Here is an 18,585-nt window from a genome sequence, read left to right on the forward strand (position 1 = left end):
ACCTCGTCAGAAAGAGAAATTCTTCAATGCTTCGGGCATGCCCTGCGCCATCGCCTGCTGTTCCTTGGCGGCGTAGGTCGCGGCATCCCACACTTCGAAATGGCTGCCCATGCCGAGCAGCATGACTTCCTTGTCGAGCAAGGCGGCACTGCGCAGTTCCGGGGCGATCAGCACCCGGCCCGCGCCGTCCATTTCCACGTCGGCGGCGTTGCCCAGGAAGATGCGCTTCCACCAGTGCGCATCCATCGGCAGCGCTGCAATGCGCGTGCGGAAGGTTTCCCACTCGGGCCGGGGAAACAGCAACAGGCAGCCATCCGGGTGCTTGGTCAGCGTCACCCGGCCTTCGGCCTGCTGTTGCAGCGCCTCGCGGTGCCGGGACGGAATGGACATCCGACCCTTGGCATCCAGCGAGAGTGCCGATGCTCCCTGAAACAAGCTTGCTCCCGGTCCATGCCGGCCGGTTGTCGGCCAGCATGCGCGTGAATCCCTTCTGTTCCGACTATGGCGACATCATCCCACGGCCGGGGCCCAATTTCACACAAAAATACACTTCCTCACACTATTTCCCACTTTAGAGGAAGCGATATGGCGGGTCAAGGCTGGTTGCAGGGCAGCAAACGAGTTTTTTTGAATCAGAACAATGACTTAGCGCGCACACTTCACGCACCGAAAAAGTGAATCCTTAATGAAATGAAGATCTTAGGGAGGAAAGCCGAGAAACCACCTGAGAACCACTTGCGGAGGAACTGCCGGCGGCACGGGAAAGACCTGCCCCGTCGCCCGAAGAAAGGATACAACAATTGCCCGCCAGCCCCGCCGGAACCAGGGCCAGCGAGGGGCAAGCAGGGGCCGGCTCAGATCCGGTAGGCGGCGGTGGTCATCACGCGCGAGGCGCCGCGCATCAGTGCCCGCACCGGGGCGGGCAACGGGATCCCGCCGGCATCGCGCGCGGCATCGCCGTGGCGGATCTCGTCGTCGCGCATCTGCTCGAGGATGGCGCGCGAGCGGCCGTCGGCCTCGGGCAGGCGGTCCAGGTGCCCGCCCAAGTGGTGCTCGACCTGGCGCTCGGTCTCGGCGACGAAGCCCAGGCTGACACGATCGCCGGCGCGGCCGGCCACCCAGCCGATGGCGAAGGCGCCGGCGTACCACAGCGGGTTGAGCAGGCTCGGGCGCGAGCCCAGTTCGCGCAGGCGCTCGGCGCACCAGGCCAGGTGGTCTTCCTCTTCGCGCGCGGCGGCATCCATCTGCGCGCGCACCGCGCCGTTGCGGGCGGTGAGCTTCTGGGCCTGGTACAGGGCCTGCGCGCAGACCTCGCCGACATGGTTGACGCGCATCAGCCCGGCCACGTGGCGGCGTTCATCGGCGCTCATCTGTTCGGTGTCCGGTGCCAGCCGGTCAGCCGGGTTGGTGCGCGCGGTGCGCGTGGCGCCGGCAATGGCGCGCAATGCCACGTCGAATTCTTTGATCAGGGTGTCCATGTCGCAGAGGCAGTTGGTCTTCGTTCCCGGCAGCCCCTGCCATCATGGGGTGCGCGGCCGCGGCGCGGCACGCGCAGGGGCCATCGGGATTACCCGCATTGTAGCTTGCCTCTAATCGGCGCCAACCCGCATCCCGCCTTGCATTGATGCGCCTGGCTACTCAGAAACCCTGAGTTGTTAAAAGAAGACAAGGGGGATTGGCCTGACTAGTGAATTAAGGGTTGTTTGTTACAGTACTTCGCAACTTCCAAGGAAGTTTGACGCACGGGGGATGGAGACCAACAGGAGGTTCGCCCGGGCCGTCACCAATAATTCTTACAGTGGAGATCAACGAGCATGAAGAAATCGCTTCTGGCGCTGGCAGCGCTTGGCGCATTTGCTGGGGCGGCGCAGGCCCAATCGAGCGTGACCCTGTACGGCGTGGCCGATGCGAACCTCGAATACGTCAGCAATATGTCGACGACGAACCCGACCAACGCCAGCCCCACCAACCCGTTCCCGGGCGCAGCGCACAACCTGTTCCGGATGTCCTCCGGCGGCCTGTCCGGCTCGCGCTGGGGCCTGCGTGGCGTCGAGGACCTGGGCAGCGGCCTGAAGGCGCTCTTTGTGCTTGAAAGCGGTTTTGGGCTGGATGACGGGAAATCGCAGCAAGGTGGCCGCCTGTTCGGTCGTCAAGCCTACGTCGGCCTGGAAAGCGACCAGGTCGGCCGCGTGACCTTCGGTCGCCAGTACACCTCGCTGTTTGACATGATGGCCAACTTTTCGCCGGCCGGCTATGCCACCCAGTACGAGCCGGTGGTCGCTCAACTGGGCCTGAACTTCCGCTCGGACAACACTGCCAAGTACACCGGCAAGTTCGGCCCGGTGACCGCGGTCGCGCACTGGTCGTTCGGTAACGGCGTTGCCGGCGGCGGCGAAGTCCCCGGCCAGTTCCGCCGCGACACCGGCTACGGTGCCGGCCTGGCGTGGGCCGCCGGCCCGTTCGGCATTACCGCCGCCTATGACCAGTACAACCCGACCCTGAACGCCGCCGGTGGCACCGGTGACTTCAAGAAGGCCGCGGTTGCCGCCAGCTATGCCTTCGGCCCGGCCAAGCTGATGGCCGGCTATCGCTGGGGCATGAACAAGGCACCGAATGACAATACGATCCTGAAGGACAACTACTACTGGGTCGGTGCCAACTACCAGGTCACGACGGCGCTGGGCCTGACGCTGGCTTACTACTACGACGACGTCAAGAACCTGAACCTGGCCGCCACCGGCGCCACCAACAATATCAAGAACCCCTGGCAGATTTCGTTCATCGCCGACTACAACCTGTCCAAGCGCACCGACCTCTACCTGACCACCGCCTATTCGAAGAACGCCGGCCTGAACTTCGACACCTCGGCCATCAGCTTCGCCAACGGCTACTTCCTGGGTGCCGGCAAGGACAACATGGTCGGCGTCGCCCTGGGCATCCGCCACAAGTTCTGATCGCCTGTCGATCCCGGTCGCAAGGCCGGTCTGCAAAGGCACCTCCGGGTGCCTTTTTTCATTGGCGCGCCCCCCACTCCCATAGGGCATCACCTCATCGGCGCCACCCCGGCAGCGGACTAGAATGCACTTACCGTAGCCGCCCCACCGACCTCACGAGCGGACAACACCAGGAGACTCACGCATGCAACCCAATCGCCGGCGCGCCGTCGCGCTGCTGCTGTCCGCCAGCCTTGCCGCGCTCGCCAGCCAGTCGGTGCTGGCCGCCGACCCGTACCCGGCCAAGCCGATCCGGCTGGTGGTGCCCTTTGCCGCCGGCGGCACCACCGACATCCTGGCCCGCGCCGTGGCCGCGGAGCTGGCCAGGCTGCCGGGCTGGAACGTGGTGGTCGACAACAAGCCCGGCGCCGGCGGCAATATCGGCGCGGACCTCGTCGCCAAGGCCGCGCCGGATGGCTACACGCTGCTGATGGGCACCGTGGGCACCCATGGCATCAACCAGTCGCTGTACGGCAAGCTGCCGTTCGACCCGATCAAGGACTTCGCTCCGATCACCGAGGTGGCGGCCGTGCCCAACGTGCTGGTGCTGAATCCGGCGTTTGCGCAGCAAAACAAGATCGACAGCGTCAAGGACCTGATCGCCTACGCGCGCGCCAACCCCGGCAAGATCAACATGGCCTCCAGCGGCAACGGCACCTCGATCCACCTGGCCGGGGAGCTGTTCAAGACGCAGACCCGGACCTTCATGGTCCACTTCCCGTACAAGGGCAGCGGGCCGGCGCTGACAGACCTGGCCGGGGGCACCGTGCAGGTGATGTTCGACAACCTGCCTTCGTCGATGGCGCTGATCAAGAGCGGCAAGCTCAAGGCGCTGGCGGTGACCAGCGCCAGGCCGTCGCCGGCGCTGCCGGGCGTGCCGACCATAGCCCAGGCCGCGGGCCTGCCGCAGTATGAAGCCAGCTCCTGGTTCGGCATGCTGGCGCCGGCCGGCACGCCGCCGGATGTCATCCACCGCATCCAGCAGGAAGTGACCAAGGCGCTGAATGCCCCGGCCGTGCGCGAACGCCTGCAGGCGCAGGGCGCCGAGCCTGTCGGCAACACCCCGGAGCAGTTCGCCGCGTTCATCCGCGCCGAAACCGCCAAGTGGGCCAAGGTGGTCAAGGATTCCGGCGCCAAGGTGGATTGACGCCGATTTGATCGCCGGCAGGGCGGCGGCCCGTATCGCGCATATACTTGAGGCATCAAATGTCGGCTGCCCGCCCCGTGGGCGGCCCCTGGCGGCTGCGGCCGCACCCCTGCGCACCGATGCACTGAAGATGCCAAACCCGTCCCCTGCCGCCGGCGCCGAAAGCGCGCCGGTCGACCTTGAAACCCGCGCCGACCAGACCGAGCACGAAGCCCTGCGGCTGTGGTTGCGGCTGTTGACCTGCACCACCCTGATCGAGGGCGATATCCGTTCGCGGCTGCGCCAGGATTTTGCCTGCACCCTGCCGCGCTTCGACCTGATGGCACAGCTCGACCGCCACCCTGAAGGCCTGAAGATGGGCGAGCTGTCGCGCCGCATGATGGTGACAGGTGGCAACGTCACCGGCATCACCGACCAGCTGCAGCAGGAAGGCCTGGTCTCGCGCGAGGCCCTGCCCACTGACCGCCGTGCCTACCTGATCCGCCTGACCCCGGCCGGGCGCGCCGCGTTCTCGCGCATGGCGCGCGCGCATGAGGACTGGATCGAGCAACTGTTCTCCGGCCTGGCCGAGACCGACCGGCGCGCCCTGTTCCGACTGCTTGGCCGGCTCAAGACCGGCCTGATCTCGCCATGAAGACCCTGCTCTACCTTGTCCTGTGCGGCCTGCTGCCGGCGCTGGCCGCCTGCAGCAGCACGCCGCCGCCGCCGCAGGTCACGCCGGTGAACGCCACCATCAAGCTTGGCCGCGTCACCGAGAAGACGTTCCTGACCCGCCTGGACGTGGCCCAGGTGCCCCCGTACTACGGCGGCGGCACCAGCGTCGGCGTGGGCGCCGCGGGTGGCGGCGGGGGTGGCGGGGTGGGCGTGGGCTTTGCCTTCGACCTGAGCCGGCTGTTCAGCAAGCCCGCACCGGTGCAGCAGGTGGACCTGTTCCAGTACAAGGTGCGAACCATGGACGGCGCGATCGTATCGGCCAACGCGCCGGCGGCGCCGGGGCTGGAGCCTGGCGCGTGCGTGCGGGTGATCTACCCCGACGGCAGCCAGGAAGCCCGCCTGGCGCCATCGAACGAGTGCTGAGCCGCCGCAACGCGGCCTGAAAGCACAACGGCCTCCACTCGGGAGGCCGTTGTCGTTTGCAGCGGCTGCCGCTCAGGCGGCCTTGCGGCTGTCGCGCAGTTCGCGGCGCAGGATCTTGCCGACGTTGGTCTTGGGCAGCTCGGTGCGGAACTCGACGTACTTGGGCCGCTTGTAGCCGGTCAGGCGTTCCTTGCAGAACTCAATCACATCGGCCTCGGTCAGCCCCGGATCCTTCTTCACCACGAACAGCTTGACCACCTCGCCCGAGTGCGTGTCGGGCACGCCCACGGCCGCCACTTCCAGCACGCCCGGGCACTCGGCGACCACGCCTTCGACCTCGTTCGGATACACGTTGAAGCCCGACACCAGGATCATGTCCTTCTTGCGGTCGACGATCTTGGTGTAGCCGCGCTCGTCCATCACGCCGATGTCGCCGGTCTTGAAGAAGCCGTCCGGGGTCATGACCTTGGCGGTCTCGTCCGGGCGGTTCCAGTAGCCGGCCATCACCTGCGGGCCGCGGATGCAGATCTCGCCCGGCTGGCCGAGCGGCACGTCCTTGCCGTCGTCGTCGCGGATCACCACTTCGGTCGAGGGTAGCGGCATGCCGATGGTGCCGGAGAACACGTTGGTGTCGGTCGGGTTGCAGGTGGCCGAGGGCGAGGTCTCGGACAGGCCGTAGCCTTCGATGATCGGGCAGCCGGTCTTGGCCAGCCACTGCTTGGCCACCGCCTCCTGCACCGCCATGCCGCCGCCGTTGGCCACGCGCAGGCCGGAGAAATCGACCTTGCTGATTTCCGGGTTGTTGAGCAGCGCGTTGTACAGCGTGTTGACCGCTGGGAACATGTTGAACCTGTACTTCTGCAGTTCCTTGATGAAGCCCGGGATGTCGCGCGGATTCGGGATCAGCACGCTGGTGCCGCCGCTGCGCATGCCCAGCAGGCAGCAGACCGTCAGCGCGAAGATGTGGTACAGCGGCAGCGCGGTGATGGTGATGGGCTGGTCGATATGGGCGCCCTTGTCCAGCGCCGGCTGCATCCACGCCTCGGACTGCAGCACGTTGGCCACCACGTTACGGTGCAGCAGCACCGCGCCCTTGGATACACCGGTGGTGCCGCCCGTGTATTGCAGGAAGGCAACGTCCTCCGGCCCCGTGGTGGCCGGCTGCAGCGTCAGCTTGCGCCCTTCGGCCAGCACGCTGTTGAAGCGCACGCAGTTGGGCAGCTCCCACGCCGGCACCATCTTCTTGACGTTGCGCACCACGAAATTGACGATCGCGCCCTTCAGGCCGCCGAGCATGTCACCCATGCTGGCCACCACCACATGCTTGACCGGGGTCTTGGCCAGCACCTGCTGCAGCGTCGAGGCAAAGTTCTCCAGGATCACGATGGCCTCGGCGCCGCTGTCCTTGAGCTGGTGCTCGAGTTCGCGCGGGGTGTAGAGCGGGTTGACGTTGACCACCACGAAACCCGCGCGCAGCACCGCCGCCAGCACCACCGGGTACTGCAGCACGTTCGGCATCATGATCGCCACGCGTGCGCCGGGGCGCAGCCCGCGCGACTGCAGCCACGCGGCAAAGTGGGCCGAGAGCTGGTCCAGTTCGCCGTAGGTGATGGCCTTGTCCATGCAGATGAAGGCCTTGCGGTCGGCATAGGTGCGGAAAGACGCCTCGAGCAGCGCGGCAAGCGAGCGGAACTGGCTGGCATCGATCTCGGCGGGAACGCCGGCCGGGTAGTGTTTCAGCCAAATTCTTTCCATAGCACCGTCTCCTGAATTTCTGAATGGTCGTTCGATTTTGCCGAGATGCTAAACGTGCGCCCCGGTTAAAACAACAACTTAGACGAAGTCCTCGGGGTCACCGGACAGCCCTTGGTGCCCCTGACGGGCATTATGCGCCACCGATCGGGCGCAAGTAGCGGGATAACCCCTAGTGAGGCAAATCCGCACTCACCCGCCGCTGGGCAGCGCCAGCTTCATCATGCTGGCGGCAAGCTCCTGCGCCAGTGTCTCCGGGTCCATGCGCCCGGGTTCATGCCAGGTGTACAGGAAGCCCACCACGCTGCCGATCGCATGCGCCGTCACGCGCGCGTCGCCGAAGGCGAACACGCCATCGCGCCTGCCCTCTTCCAGCAGCGCATAGAGGTCGCGATAGAAGTCCCGCGCCATGCTGTCGAGCCACGCCACGGTGTCGGGGCGCAGGTACTGGTTGTCGCGAAAGCTCAGCGTGGCCGGCACATGGCAGGCAACGCAGCGCCGCGCCATCTCGAGCAGGCAGGCCTGCAGGCGCTCGCGCACCGGCAGCGCCGGGTCCGCGGTCTCGCGGATCACGGGCAGGCAGGTCTGGGCCGACTCGCGGCACAGGATGTCGAAGATCTCGTACTTGTCAGTAAAGTAGTAGTAGACCGCCGGCTTGGTCACGCCCAGCGCGCGGCACAGGTCGTTCATGGTCATGCCGGGATAGCCCTTGCTGTAGAAGAGCTGCGCGGCGGTATCGAGGATCTGGCGGCGGCGGGCCTCCTGGCGCTCGGCGATATGCGGGCGGGCCGGCTGCGGCTCTGGCGGTGCGCTCAACGGCGGGTTCAGCGGTGCGGATCTGGGTGCAATCGACATGATGCAATTCTCGCACGGCGGGACGCGGCAGCTTAGTTGGCCGCCGTCTTGCCGCCCGCGGTCAGCGTGCCGGTGCGCGTGGCTGGCGGCGCCAGCCGCTGCAGCGCGGCCTCGCGCTCGGCGGCGGGCAGCGCGCCGATACGGGCGGCCTCGTCATAGAACCGCTGCCAGTCGCCGTTGCACCGCGCCAGCAACGCGGTGAAGGCCGGCACCCACTGCTGGTAGGTGGCCACCGCGGCCAGATGGGCGTTGGTCAGCGGCTGGTCGAACCAGCGGTCATAGCCGCTGAAGCCGCCCCACTCCGTGCGTAGCCGCGCGTACTCGGTGCGCAGGTCGGCGAAGATCCTGGCCTTGCCCTCGCGCTTGGCGTCATCATCGAGCGGGGTCTGGTACAGCGCCACCAGCCGGTCGCGCGTGCCCAGCAACAGCGCGCGGAACTGCTGGCGCCGGGCATCGTACTGCCGATAGCTGGCGCGCGCGTCCTCCGACGCATCCTCGGACAGCCAGCGCTCCACGCCCGCGGCTTCCACCGCGGTGGCGAAGGACTCGTTGAAGGCGGTGTCGTTGCGCACGTACACCACCTGGTGCGCCAGCTCGTGGAAGATCAGCCGCGCCAGTTCGCCCTCGGGCAGGTAGACGAAGGTATTGAGCAGCGGGTCGTCGAAATAGCCCAGCGTCGAATAGGCGGGGATGCCGGCCACGTACGTCTCCAGCCCGTCGCGGCGCAATCCCTGCGCATACTGCTCGGCATCGGACTGGGCGTAGTAGCCGCGGTAGCTGATGCAGCCGACGATGGGGAAGCACCACTTGCGCAGCTCCATCGACAGCTCGGGCGTGGCGAACACGCTCCACACCACATAGGGCCGGTGCAGGTTGGCGTAGCGGCGGTAGCTCCCGTTCTCGGGCAGCTTCAGTTCGCGCGAGGCAAAGTCGCGCATGCGGCCGGCCAGCGCCAGGCGCTGCGCCAGGCGCGCATCGTTGGCGTCGCGCGCGCTGGCGATGGCGTCGGTCAGCGGCTGTGCCTGGGCCATCACGCCCAGGTGGCCGCCGATCGACTGCGCGTAGTAGCCGACGGCCTCGCACCCGGCCGTCACCAGGACCACCGCGATGAGGCCGGTCGCCGCCAGGAGTGCCGCCCAGCGCCGGCGGCCAGGCTGCGGCGTCATGCAGGCAGGACTGCCCCTTGCGTGCAGGCCTCGACCTGCACCAGGCAGTCATAGAACACCGGCGCGCGGCCCAGGTCGGTCAGGCGCTGGCTGGTCAGCTCGTTGGCGTTCTTGCCGTCCGAAGCCAGCTTCTTCCACCAGATCGACAGGCCCACCACCAGCCCGCGCCGGGCGCGGTCGGTGACGCGGGCGCGCGCCACCATGCTGCCGCGGTCGTTGAAGACGCGCACCATGGCGCCGTGCACGATGCCGCGCTCGGCGGCGTCGGCCGGGTGGATGTCCAGGTGCGGCTCGCCCTCGGTGGCGCGCAGGCTGTCGACGTTGACGAAGGAGCTGTTGAGGAAGTTGCGCGCCGGCGGCGAGATCATCGCCAGCGGATAGCGCGCCGCCAGCTCGGGCGCGGTCAGCGGCGCCTCGTACTGCGGCACGTAGTCAGGCAGCGGGTCGAAGCCATCGCGCGCCATCGGCTCCGAATAGAACTGGCACTTGCCCGATGCGGTCGGGAAGCCGCCCTCGGCGAACGGCGCCGCCGGCAGCGCCAGCTTCTGCCAGCCCTGCTCCTTCAATGATTCCCAGCTGATGCCGGCCGCGCGCGCATCGCCCGGAATGATGGCCTGCGCGGCGATGGCCTCGTCGCTGTCGGCAAAGCACGCCTCGGTGAAGCCCAGGCGCTGCGCCAGCCGGCGGAAGATCTCGGTATTAGGCAGGGCCTCGCCCATCGGCGCGATGGCGGCGTTGTTGGCCAGGAAATAGGTATGGCCGTAGGCCTTGTGCACGTCGGTGTGCTCAAGCTGCGTGGTCGCCGGCAGCAGGATGTCGGCATAGTCGGCGGTGTCGGTGCGGAAATGCTCCAGCACCACCGTGAACAGGTCCTCGCGCGCAAAGCCCGCGGCGACCTTGCCGGATTCCGGCGCCACCGCGACCGGGTTGCTGTTGTAGACCACCACGGCCTCGATGCGCGGCGCGCCGGGTGCCGGCTCGGCCAGCAGCGCGTCGCCGATGGTGCTCATGTTGACGATGCGCGGCAGCGTCTGCGGCCAGCCAGGCAGCAGGTCGGGGCGCTGCAGCGCGGCTTCGTCGATCGGGAAGAAGCCCGAGGTCGACAGCTGCAGCCCGCCCGCGGGCTGGCGCCAGGCGCCCACCAGCGACGGCAGGCACGCCACCGCGCGCACCGCCTGGCCGCCGCCGTGCACGCGCTGCATGCCGTAGTTCAGGCGGATTGCCACCGGCTGGCGCTCGCGCACCGCCAGCTGGCCGTAGAGGCCGGCCAGCCATTCGATGTCCTCGGCCGGGATGCCGCAGATTTCGGCCGCGCGTGCCGGAGTGTAGGCCTGCGCGCGCTCGCGCAGCGCCTCGAAGCCGACGGTGTGGCGTTCGATGTAGTCGTGGTCGAGCAGGTCGTCGCGGATCAGCACATGGATCAGCGCCAGCGCCAGCGCGCCGTCGGTGCCGGGCATCGGGGCGATGTGGCGGTGGCACTTCTCGGCGCTCAGCGAGCGGTACGGGTCGATCGCCACCAGCGTGGCGCCGCGCCGCTTGGCTTCCTGCGCGCGGGTCCAGAAATGCAGGTTGGAAGCAATCGGGTTGCCGCCCCAGATGATCACCAGCCTGGCATCGACCACGTGCTCCATGTCCATGCCCACGCTGGCGCCGTAGGTGTAGCGCAGCGCGGTGGCGCCGGCGCTGGCGCAGATGGTGCGGTCCAGCCGCGACGCGCCCAGCTTGTTGAAGAAGCGCGCGGCCATGCTCTCGCCCTGCACCAGCCCCATGGTGCCGGCATAGCTGTACGGCACGATCGCCTGCGGATCGCGCGCCGCAATCGCCTGCAGGCGCGTGGCGATGGTGTCCAGCGCCTCCTCCCAGGAGATCGGCGCGAACTTGCCTTCGCCCTTCCTGCCGATGCGCTTCATCGGCGTCAGCAGCCGGTCCGGGTGGTAGGTGCGCTCGGTGTAGCGCGACACCTTGGTGCACAGCACGCCCTGCGTGCCGGGATGGTCGGGATCGCCCGCTACCTTGACGGCACGGCCGTCCTCGACGGTAACGAGCAAGGCACAAGTGTCGGGGCAGTCATGCGGACAGGCGGCGCGGACGATGCGGGAAGCCATGGGGTCTCCGGGCGGGGTGTGTTGTTTTCGTTCGGTCGTACGGAACTGGAGATGCCGGCGCAGGCGGCGGGTTGCGGCGCCCGAGCCGCGCCGGCGGGCGGCGCTTTCCCGGCCGTGCGGGGTGATGGCGGGGAGTATCTCGATCCGATTGTATTCGATTATGATGTGCCGGCGCGCTGCCGGCACAGACCAGTACGCGCACCATGCCGCACGACGTGAGCAATTCGCCGGCGAGAGACCGGCCGACGCGGCCAACGGGTAACCGAACCACATTTCGCGGGGGGTTTATGTCTTTCCGATCGGGGGTCAATGGCCGGCTTGCCGGCCTGCTGGTGGCGTGCGCCATCGGCACGGGTGGCGCATCCTGCGCTGCCTTCGCAGCCAACACGGCGGGCACCGCCGACACATCCGAAAACGGCGTCACTGCCGACACCATCCTGCTGGGCCAGTCCGCCGCCCTGACCGGCCCGACCGCCGTGCTCGGCAAGCAGATGAACTCGGGCGCGCGGCTGTATTTCGACCACATCAACCAGCAGGGCGGCATCTACGGCCGCAAGATCCGGCTGGAGGCGCTGGACGACTACTACGAGCCCGAGCCCGCCGCCAGGAACACAAAGAAGCTGATCGAGGAAGACCGCGTCTTCGCCCTCTTCGGCTATGTCGGCACGCCCACCAGCCAGGCCGCGCTGCCGCTGGCAACCCAGGCCAAGGTGCCGTTCTTCGGCCCGTACACCGGGGCGCAGTCGCTGCGCGAGCCGCGCAGCCGCTACGTCTTCCACGTGCGCGCCGGCTACAACGAGGAAACCGCGGCCATCCTGCGCCAGATCCAGACCACCGGCCTCAGGCGCGTGGCCGTGGTCTACAACGAGGACGCCTACGGCAAGGCCGGACTGGAAGGTCTGGAGCGCGCGCTCAAGGCCGCGCCCGACAGCGGCGTACAGATCGTCGCGCGCGAGCCCGTGATCCGCAATACCACGGAAATCGGCGACGCCATACAGGGCTCGATGAAGACCAGGCCCGACGCCGTGGTGATGATCAGCGCCTACCGCACCGCCGGCGCCTTCGTGAAGGAAGCGCTGCGCCGCGGCTACAACGGCCAGTTCTACAACGTCTCCTTCGTCGGCACGCAGGCGCTGGCCAACGAGGTCGGCGCGCAGGGCAGCGGCGTGATCATCTCGCAGGTGATGCCGCACCCGGGCAACGCCACGCTGCCGATCGTGCGGGAGTACCTGCGCATGCTGCAGGCCGCCGGCAAGCCCAGCGAATTCGACTACGCCAGCATCGAAGGCTTTATCGCCGCCAAGGCCTTCACCGAAGGCCTGCGCCGCGCTGGCAAGGACCTGACGCGCGAGAAGCTGGTGACCGCGCTGGAGTCAATGCGCAGCTATGACCTCGGCGGGTTTATCGTCAACTTCACGCCGGAGAACCACGTGGGCTCGAAATTCGTGGAGATGACGATCATCAATTCGAAGGGCCAGGTGATCCGCTGAGACTCCGGGTTTTCTCCTCCCTGCGCGAGGGAGGAGAAAACCAGGCCCTACTCCATGTCGTTCAGGTGACACGCCGAGAATCGCATCGGCGCAATCTCCTTCAGCAGCGGCTGCTCTTCCCGGCAACGCGGCATCGCATGCGGGCAGCGCGGGTGGAAATGGCAGCCCGGCGGCGGGTTCAGCGGCGACGGGATCTCGCCGCGGATCGCGACATAGGTCTTGCGGGCCACCTCCAGCTTGGGCGCCTCGGCCAGCAGTGCCTGGGTATAGGGATGGTTGGGCGCGGCGAACACGTCTTCGGTCGGCGCGGATTCGACCACCCGCCCCAGGTACATGATCACCACGCGGTCGCTGATGTGCTTGACCACGCCCAGGTCGTGGCTGATGAACAGGTAGGTCAGGTTCAGGTCTTCGCGCAGGCGCATGAACAGGTTCAGCACCTGGGCCTGGATCGACACGTCCAGCGCCGCCACCGACTCGTCGCACACCAGGAACTCGGGCTTCACCGCCAGCGCCCGGGCAATGCCGATGCGCGCGCGCTGCCCGCCGGAGAACTGGTGCGGAAAGCGCCGCAGCACGGTCGGGTCCATGCCCACGCGCACCAGCATGTCTTCCACATAGCCCTTCTGCGCGCCGCGCTCGACCATGCCGTGCACCACCGGCGCCTCGCCGACGATATCCAGCACGCGCAGCCGCGGATTGAGCGAGGCATACGGGTCCTGGAAGATCATCTGGATCGCCAGCTGCTTCTCGCGGCGCTTGTCGGGCGGCAGGTGGTCGAGGTTGGTGCCGCGCCAGAAACGCTCGCCCTCGGTCAGTGAGTGCAGGCCTACAGCCATGCGGCCCAGCGTGGACTTGCCGCAGCCGGACTCGCCCACCAGGCCCACCACCTCACCGGCACGGATGCTCAGGTCGACGCGGTCGACCGCGTGCACCACCTCGTCATGCGCATGGGCGCCGAACAGGTTGGCGATGCGCGCGGCGGCGTCGAGCGACTTGACGAAGCGCTTGGACACGCCGCGCAGCTCCAGGATCGGCGCGCTCGGCGTGGCCCCCTCTTCAGCGGCAGGATTCGTCATCGGTCGGGATTGCAGTTCAGTTGCGCTCATGCCGCCTCCTGGTTGGCCAGCACCGGATGGAAGCAGCGCAGGCGGCGGCCGTCGGCGGCGGTCTCCAGCGGCGGCTCGGTCTTGCAGGCAGCGGTGGCGTAGGGGCAGCGCTCACGGAAGGCACAGCCGCCCGGCAGGTTCAGCAGCGACGGCGTCATGCCCGGGATCTGCCGCAGCGGCGCGCCGCGCGGATTGCGCGACGGCGCCGAGCTGATCAGCCCGTGGGTGTACGGGTGCTCAGGGTGCTCCAGCACCTGGCGCACGTCGCCGGCCTCGACGATCTTGCCGGCGTACATCACGCACACGGTATCGGCCAGCCCCGCCACCACCGACAGGTCGTGCGTGATCCAGATCAGCGCCGTGCCCGATTCGCGGCACAGGGTCTGCATCTCGTACAGGATCTGGCCCTGGATGGTGACGTCCAGCGCGGTGGTCGGTTCGTCGGCAATGATCAGGTCGGGCTTGTTCAGCAGCGCGATCGCGATCGCCACGCGCTGGCGCATGCCGCCCGAGAACTGGTGCGGATAGGCCTGCAGGCGCTCGTCCGGCGACGGGATGCCGACCCGCGCCAGCGCATTGCGCGCGCGTTCGCGCGCCACCGCCTTGCCCACCTTCTCATGGGCCAGCACCGCCTCGATCATCTGCGTGTCGATGCGCAGGACCGGGTTCAGCGTCATCATCGGGTCCTGGAAGATCATCGCGATGCGGTTGCCGCGCACGTCGCGCTGCTGCGCCGGCGTGAGCGCGCGCAGGTCGCGGGTGATGCCGTCGCGGCTGGTCAGCGCGATGCGGCCGTCGACGATCTTCCCGGGCGGGTCGATCAGGCCCATGATCGAATACCCGGTCATGGACTTGCCCGAGCCGGACTCGCCCACCAGCCCCATGATCTCGCCGCGGCCCACGGTGAAGGACACGTCGTCGACGGCCTTGGCGATGCCGCCGCGCGTGTGGAATTGCGTCTTCAGGTGTTCAACTACCAACGTCGGTTGTGCCATGTTCCGCTCCTGGTTATTGCGTCTGCAGGCGCGGGTTGAGGACATCGCGCAGCTGGTCGGCCACCAGGTTCATCGCCACGATGGTGACCACCAGCGCGATGCCCGGGAAGAAGCTGATCCAGTACTTGCCCGACAGCATGTACTGCTGGCCGTTGGAGATCAGCGAGCCCAGCGAGGGCTCGGTGACCGGCACGCCCAGCCCGAGGAAGGACAGCGTCGCTTCCAGCGTGATGGCCGAAGCCACCTGCAGCGCCGCGATCACGATCAGCGGCGGCAGGCAGTTGGGCAGCAGGTGGCGGAACATGATGCGCATCGGCGGCAGGCCCAGGCAGGTGGCGGCCTCGATATATTCCTTGCGCCGCTCCACCAGCGCGGCGCTGCGCGTGGTGCGGGCGTAGTAGGCCCACTGCACCGCCACCAGCGCAATCACGATATTGCCCAGGCCCGGGCGCAGGAAAGCCAGCAGGATCAGCGCCAGCAGGATCGGCGGGAACGACAGCTGCAGGTCGGCCACGCGCATGATGACGGCCTCGGTGCGCCCGCCCAGGAAGCCGGCCAGCAGGCCGAGCGTGGCCCCCAGCAGCAGCGCGATCACGGTGCTGACCACGCCTACGCCGATGCTGATGCGCAGACCGTACATCACCGCCGACAGGATGTCGCGGCCCTGCTCGTCCGAACCCAGCAGGAAGGTCATGCCGTTGCCGGCCTGCTCGCCCGGCGCCAGGCGCGCGTCGAGCACGTCCAGCGTCGCCAGGTCATAGGGGTTCTGCGGCGCCAGCCACGGCGCGAAGATGGCGATCAGGATGATGATGACCAGCGTGGCCAGTCCGGCCACGGCAATCTTGCTGGAGAAGAACTCCGCGGCAAAGCGCCGCCACGGCGATTGTTCGCGCGCCGCGGCGGGCGGCGGCGTCTTGTCCTCTTGTTCGGCAGATACGGCACTCATGGCTCAGCCCTTGTTGTCGGCAATGCGCACGCGCGGATCGAGCATGCTGTAGATGATGTCCACCACCAGGTTGATCAGGATAAACAGCGTCACGATCACCATCAGGTAGGCGACGATCACCGGCCGGTCCAGCAACTGGATCGAGTCGATGATGAGCTTGCCCATGCCGGGCCAGGCGAAGATGGTCTCGGTCACGATCGCAAAGGCGATGATCGAGCCGAACTGCAGCGCGATCACCGTGACAATCGGGATCAGGATGTTCTTCAGCACATGCACGCCGACGATGCGCGTGTTCGACAGGCCCTTGGCGCGCGCGAACTTGACGTAGTCCTGCATCATCGCCTCCTGCGTGCCGGCGCGCGTGAGCCGGATCACCATGGCGATATTCAAGAGCGACAGCGTCACCGCCGGCAAGATCAGGTGGCGGATGCCGTCGGCGGTCAGGAAGCTGAGCGGGATGCCGAGCACGCGCACGGTCTCGCCGCGTCCGTTGGAGGGCAGCCAGCCGAGCTGCACCGCGAACACCATGATCAGCATCAGCCCGACCCAGAAGGTGGGCAGCGAGAAGCCCAGGATCGACACCGCCATGATCGACTTGCCGGCGATGCCCTTGGGCCGCAGCCCGGCCCACAGGCCCAGCGGGATGCCCAGCACGATCGCCAGCAGGATCGCGCAGATGGCCAGCTCCATGGTGGCGGGCATGCGCTCGAAGATCAGCTTGAGCGCTGGCGTGCCGTGCGCGAACGAGGTGCCCAGGTTACCTTGCAGCGCATTCTGCAGGAACACCCAGTACTGCTCCCACAGCGGCTTGTCCAGGCCCAGCGCCGCGATGGTGCGCTTGATGTCCTCCTGGTCGGCCTGCGGGTTGATCAGGATGTCGACGGGATTGCCGATGGCAAAGACGCCGAGGAAAACCAGCAGCGACATGACGAAGAGCACGACCACGCTCTGCATCAGGCGCCGGATGATAAAGACCAGCATAATCGAACCACTATCCTTTCGCGCGCGAATGCACGCCACGCCCGGGCCGCGCCGTGGCGCTTCCCGGGTGTGGCGCGGCAGCCATGCGCGGCACCGCAAACTCGGCCAGCAGACAATCCGCGGGCCGAGGCTCCTGTCTGAGCTGACCGGAGCTTACTGGGGCTTGAAGTTGTGCGCGTAGGTGCGCTCGTCGGTACGCGGCACGTAGACGATGCCCTTTTGCGTGGCCCAGGTGGTCACCTGCTGGTGGATCGGGACGATACCGCCATCGTTGATCGCGATTGCGGTGGCCTCCTGCAGCAGCTTGGAGCGCTCCTTGTCATCCACGGTGGACAGCGCCTTCTCCAGCACCACGTCCATCTTGGGGTTGCAGTACTCGCCCCAGTTGGTGGTGCCGAAACCCTTCTTGCTGTCCTCGCACGCCAGCAGCGCGCGCAGCGGCGAGCTGACCTCGCCGGTCTGCGCGCCCCAGCCCAGCAGCCCGAACGACCACTCGTGCTTGATGCCCTTGGACGAGTACGTCGCCATCGGCATGCCTTCGACCTTGGTGGCGATGCCGATGCGGGTCAGGTTCTGCGCAATCGTCTGCGCGATCTTCTCGTCGTTGACGTAGCGGTTGTTGGGCGTATGCAGCGTCACACCAAAGCCGTTCGGGAAGCCGGCGTCGGCCAGCAGCTTCTTGGCGGCCTCGGGATCGTACTTGACCGTCTTCAGGTTGGGGTTGTAGCCGAACAGCGTCGGCGGCACCAGGTTGTTGGTCGGCTCGGACAGGCCTTCCATCAGGCGGTCCTTGATGCCCTGCCGGTTGATCGCCATGCTGATGGCATTGCGCACGCGCGCGTCCTTCAGCGGGTTCTTGTCCAGCGGTGCGCCTTCCTTGGTGGTGACGTAGGGCGACTTGTCGCGCTTGGCATCGAAATACAGGTAGATCACGCGGTGCGAGATCTTGGAGAAGAACGACAGCTTGGGATCCTGGCGCACCTTCGGCAGGTCAGGCGTGGGCACGTTCTCGATGGCCTGCACGTCGCCCGACAGTAGCGCCGCCAGGCGCGTCGCCGGATTGGGGATGAAGCGCAGCGTGACCTTGTCCCAGGCCGGCTTGGTGCCCCAGTAGTCGTTGTTGCGCACCAGCTCGACCCGGTCATCGCGGGCGTAGCTGACGAACTTGAACGGCCCGGTGCCGACCATGCCCTTGCCCTGCGCGAAGTCATCCGAGCTCAGCCCCTGCGTGGCCTTCTTCTGCACGATGAAGATCGACGTGAGGTCGTTCAGCATCAGCGGATAGGGCTGGTTGGTGGTCAGCTGGATGGTGTACTTGTCGATGATCTTCTTGTTGACGATCGCCTTGGTGTAGACATCGAACTTGCCCGGGCTGTTCTGGATGGTGGCCGGGCGGTCCAGCGACCAGATCACGTCTTCCGCGGTCAGCTCGGAGCCGTCGTGGAACTTCACGCCCTTGCGGATCTTGAATTCCCAGGTGAGGTTGTTGACCAGCTTCCACGACTCGGCGAGGCCCGGGATGATGCGGCTGTCCGGGTCCATCTTGGTCAGCGAGTCAAAGATATGCTCGGAAACATTGATGTTGGAGAACAGGTTGTAGAAGTGCGGATCCATCGAGGTTGGCGGCGAACTCATGGCCAGTTTGAGGTCCGCGGCCTGGGCGGTGCCGGCAAGCGCCAGGCCAAGGGCCCCGGCTACCGCCACCACACCAATTGCCTTCTTGAAAGTGCGAAGGGACATCGCGCAATTCTCCGGAAGTGAAGCAGACGTTTTAGGATCGGCAATGCGCCGCGGGTCACGCGGCGGCGCTGCGTTTTGGTGCGGTTTGGGGTGCGCTTGCGCATCACAAAGCGACGAAATTGCCGGCCGGGCACTTCAAGCATGAACTGTTCCAGCAGTGTGCATGTCGCGGCAATGCGGGGAAACCCACCCGCGCTGGCATATTGCACTGCGCCAACCGGGCAAGCGC

General features: G+C 67.0%; 16 protein-coding genes. 5 read left to right on the top strand and 11 right to left on the bottom strand.

Annotated elements, in window-relative coordinates; translation table 11 throughout:
• Window positions 1-6: 6 nt before the first annotated feature.
• Window positions 7-435, bottom strand: coding sequence for a division/cell wall cluster transcriptional repressor MraZ (gene mraZ / locus KB879_RS28725; RefSeq protein ID WP_013958082.1), 429 nt, complete (start codon window positions 433-435; stop codon window positions 7-9).
• Between the two features lie 419 nt (window positions 436-854).
• Window positions 855-1,478 carry a 2-polyprenyl-3-methyl-6-methoxy-1,4-benzoquinone monooxygenase gene (coq7, locus tag KB879_RS28730; protein WP_211980325.1) on the bottom strand — a complete coding sequence of 208 codons (624 nt, stop codon included), beginning with the start codon at window positions 1,476-1,478 and terminating at the stop codon, window positions 855-857.
• 336 nt (window positions 1,479-1,814) lie between these two features.
• Here coq7 and KB879_RS28735 point away from each other — a divergent pair, with 336 nt between their 5' ends.
• From KB879_RS28735 to KB879_RS28750, 4 genes are all read left to right on the top strand, one after another.
• On the top strand, window positions 1,815-2,954 hold the full coding sequence (locus KB879_RS28735) for a porin (protein WP_211980326.1): 1,140 nt from the start codon (window positions 1,815-1,817) through the stop codon (window positions 2,952-2,954).
• A 184-nt stretch (window positions 2,955-3,138) separates the two neighbouring features.
• Window positions 3,139-4,140 (top strand): tripartite tricarboxylate transporter substrate binding protein, encoded by a 1,002-nt coding sequence (locus tag KB879_RS28740; RefSeq protein WP_211980327.1) that lies wholly within the window; start codon window positions 3,139-3,141, stop codon window positions 4,138-4,140.
• 130 nt (window positions 4,141-4,270) lie between these two features.
• The gene (locus KB879_RS28745) at window positions 4,271-4,774 is read left to right on the top strand and encodes a MarR family winged helix-turn-helix transcriptional regulator (RefSeq protein WP_013958086.1); all 504 of its coding nucleotides are present in this window, start codon (window positions 4,271-4,273) and stop codon (window positions 4,772-4,774) included.
• Entirely contained in the window at window positions 4,771-5,217 is a 447-nt protein-coding gene (locus KB879_RS28750) for a hypothetical protein (protein ID WP_211980328.1), read from the top strand. Before KB879_RS28745 ends, KB879_RS28750 begins: the two co-directional genes overlap by 4 nt.
• Before the next feature lie 72 nt (window positions 5,218-5,289).
• Here the strand turns inward: KB879_RS28750 and KB879_RS28755 are convergent, their stop codons facing one another.
• From KB879_RS28755 to KB879_RS28770, 4 genes are all read right to left on the bottom strand, one after another.
• Window positions 5,290-6,972, bottom strand: a complete 1,683-nt coding sequence (locus KB879_RS28755; RefSeq protein WP_211980329.1) for a long-chain fatty acid--CoA ligase — start codon at window positions 6,970-6,972, stop codon at window positions 5,290-5,292.
• Window positions 6,973-7,161: 189 nt separating this feature from the next.
• Complete coding sequence (locus tag KB879_RS28760; protein WP_013958089.1) at window positions 7,162-7,824, bottom strand: TetR/AcrR family transcriptional regulator; 663 nt, start codon at window positions 7,822-7,824, stop codon at window positions 7,162-7,164.
• A gap of 32 nt (window positions 7,825-7,856) precedes the next feature.
• The gene (locus KB879_RS28765; protein WP_211980330.1) at window positions 7,857-8,990 is read right to left on the bottom strand and encodes an aminopeptidase; all 1,134 of its coding nucleotides are present in this window, start codon (window positions 8,988-8,990) and stop codon (window positions 7,857-7,859) included.
• Window positions 8,987-11,095 carry a molybdopterin-dependent oxidoreductase gene (locus tag KB879_RS28770; protein WP_211980331.1) on the bottom strand — a complete coding sequence of 703 codons (2,109 nt, stop codon included), beginning with the start codon at window positions 11,093-11,095 and terminating at the stop codon, window positions 8,987-8,989. The genes KB879_RS28765 and KB879_RS28770 overlap by 4 nt, the downstream gene beginning before the upstream one ends.
• A 287-nt stretch (window positions 11,096-11,382) precedes the next feature.
• On the opposite strand from KB879_RS28770, the gene KB879_RS28775 reads away from it, so the two are divergent.
• Window positions 11,383-12,585 carry an ABC transporter substrate-binding protein gene (locus KB879_RS28775; protein ID WP_211980332.1) on the top strand — a complete coding sequence of 401 codons (1,203 nt, stop codon included), beginning with the start codon at window positions 11,383-11,385 and terminating at the stop codon, window positions 12,583-12,585.
• Window positions 12,586-12,632: 47 nt separating this feature from the next.
• Here the strand turns inward: KB879_RS28775 and KB879_RS28780 are convergent, their stop codons facing one another.
• From KB879_RS28780 to KB879_RS28800, 5 genes are all read right to left on the bottom strand, one after another.
• Complete coding sequence (locus KB879_RS28780) at window positions 12,633-13,664, bottom strand: ABC transporter ATP-binding protein (protein ID WP_167540182.1); 1,032 nt, start codon at window positions 13,662-13,664, stop codon at window positions 12,633-12,635.
• A gap of 26 nt (window positions 13,665-13,690) precedes the next feature.
• Window positions 13,691-14,689: an ABC transporter ATP-binding protein gene (locus KB879_RS28785; protein ID WP_013958094.1), complete on the bottom strand. Its 999-nt coding sequence runs from the start codon at window positions 14,687-14,689 to the stop codon at window positions 13,691-13,693.
• Window positions 14,690-14,702: 13 nt separating this feature from the next.
• A complete protein-coding gene (locus KB879_RS28790) occupies window positions 14,703-15,635 on the bottom strand; it encodes an ABC transporter permease (protein WP_013958095.1) in 933 nt (310 codons plus the stop codon).
• A gap of 3 nt (window positions 15,636-15,638) precedes the next feature.
• On the bottom strand, window positions 15,639-16,616 hold the full coding sequence (locus KB879_RS28795) for an ABC transporter permease (protein WP_013958096.1): 978 nt from the start codon (window positions 16,614-16,616) through the stop codon (window positions 15,639-15,641).
• 153 nt (window positions 16,617-16,769) lie between these two features.
• Window positions 16,770-18,356: an ABC transporter substrate-binding protein gene (locus KB879_RS28800; RefSeq protein WP_211980333.1), complete on the bottom strand. Its 1,587-nt coding sequence runs from the start codon at window positions 18,354-18,356 to the stop codon at window positions 16,770-16,772.
• Window positions 18,357-18,585: the final 229 nt, after the last annotated feature.

The sequence above is a fragment of the Cupriavidus sp. KK10 genome (genome assembly GCF_018223725.1).
Classification (GTDB): Bacteria; Pseudomonadota; Gammaproteobacteria; order Burkholderiales; family Burkholderiaceae; genus Cupriavidus; species Cupriavidus necator.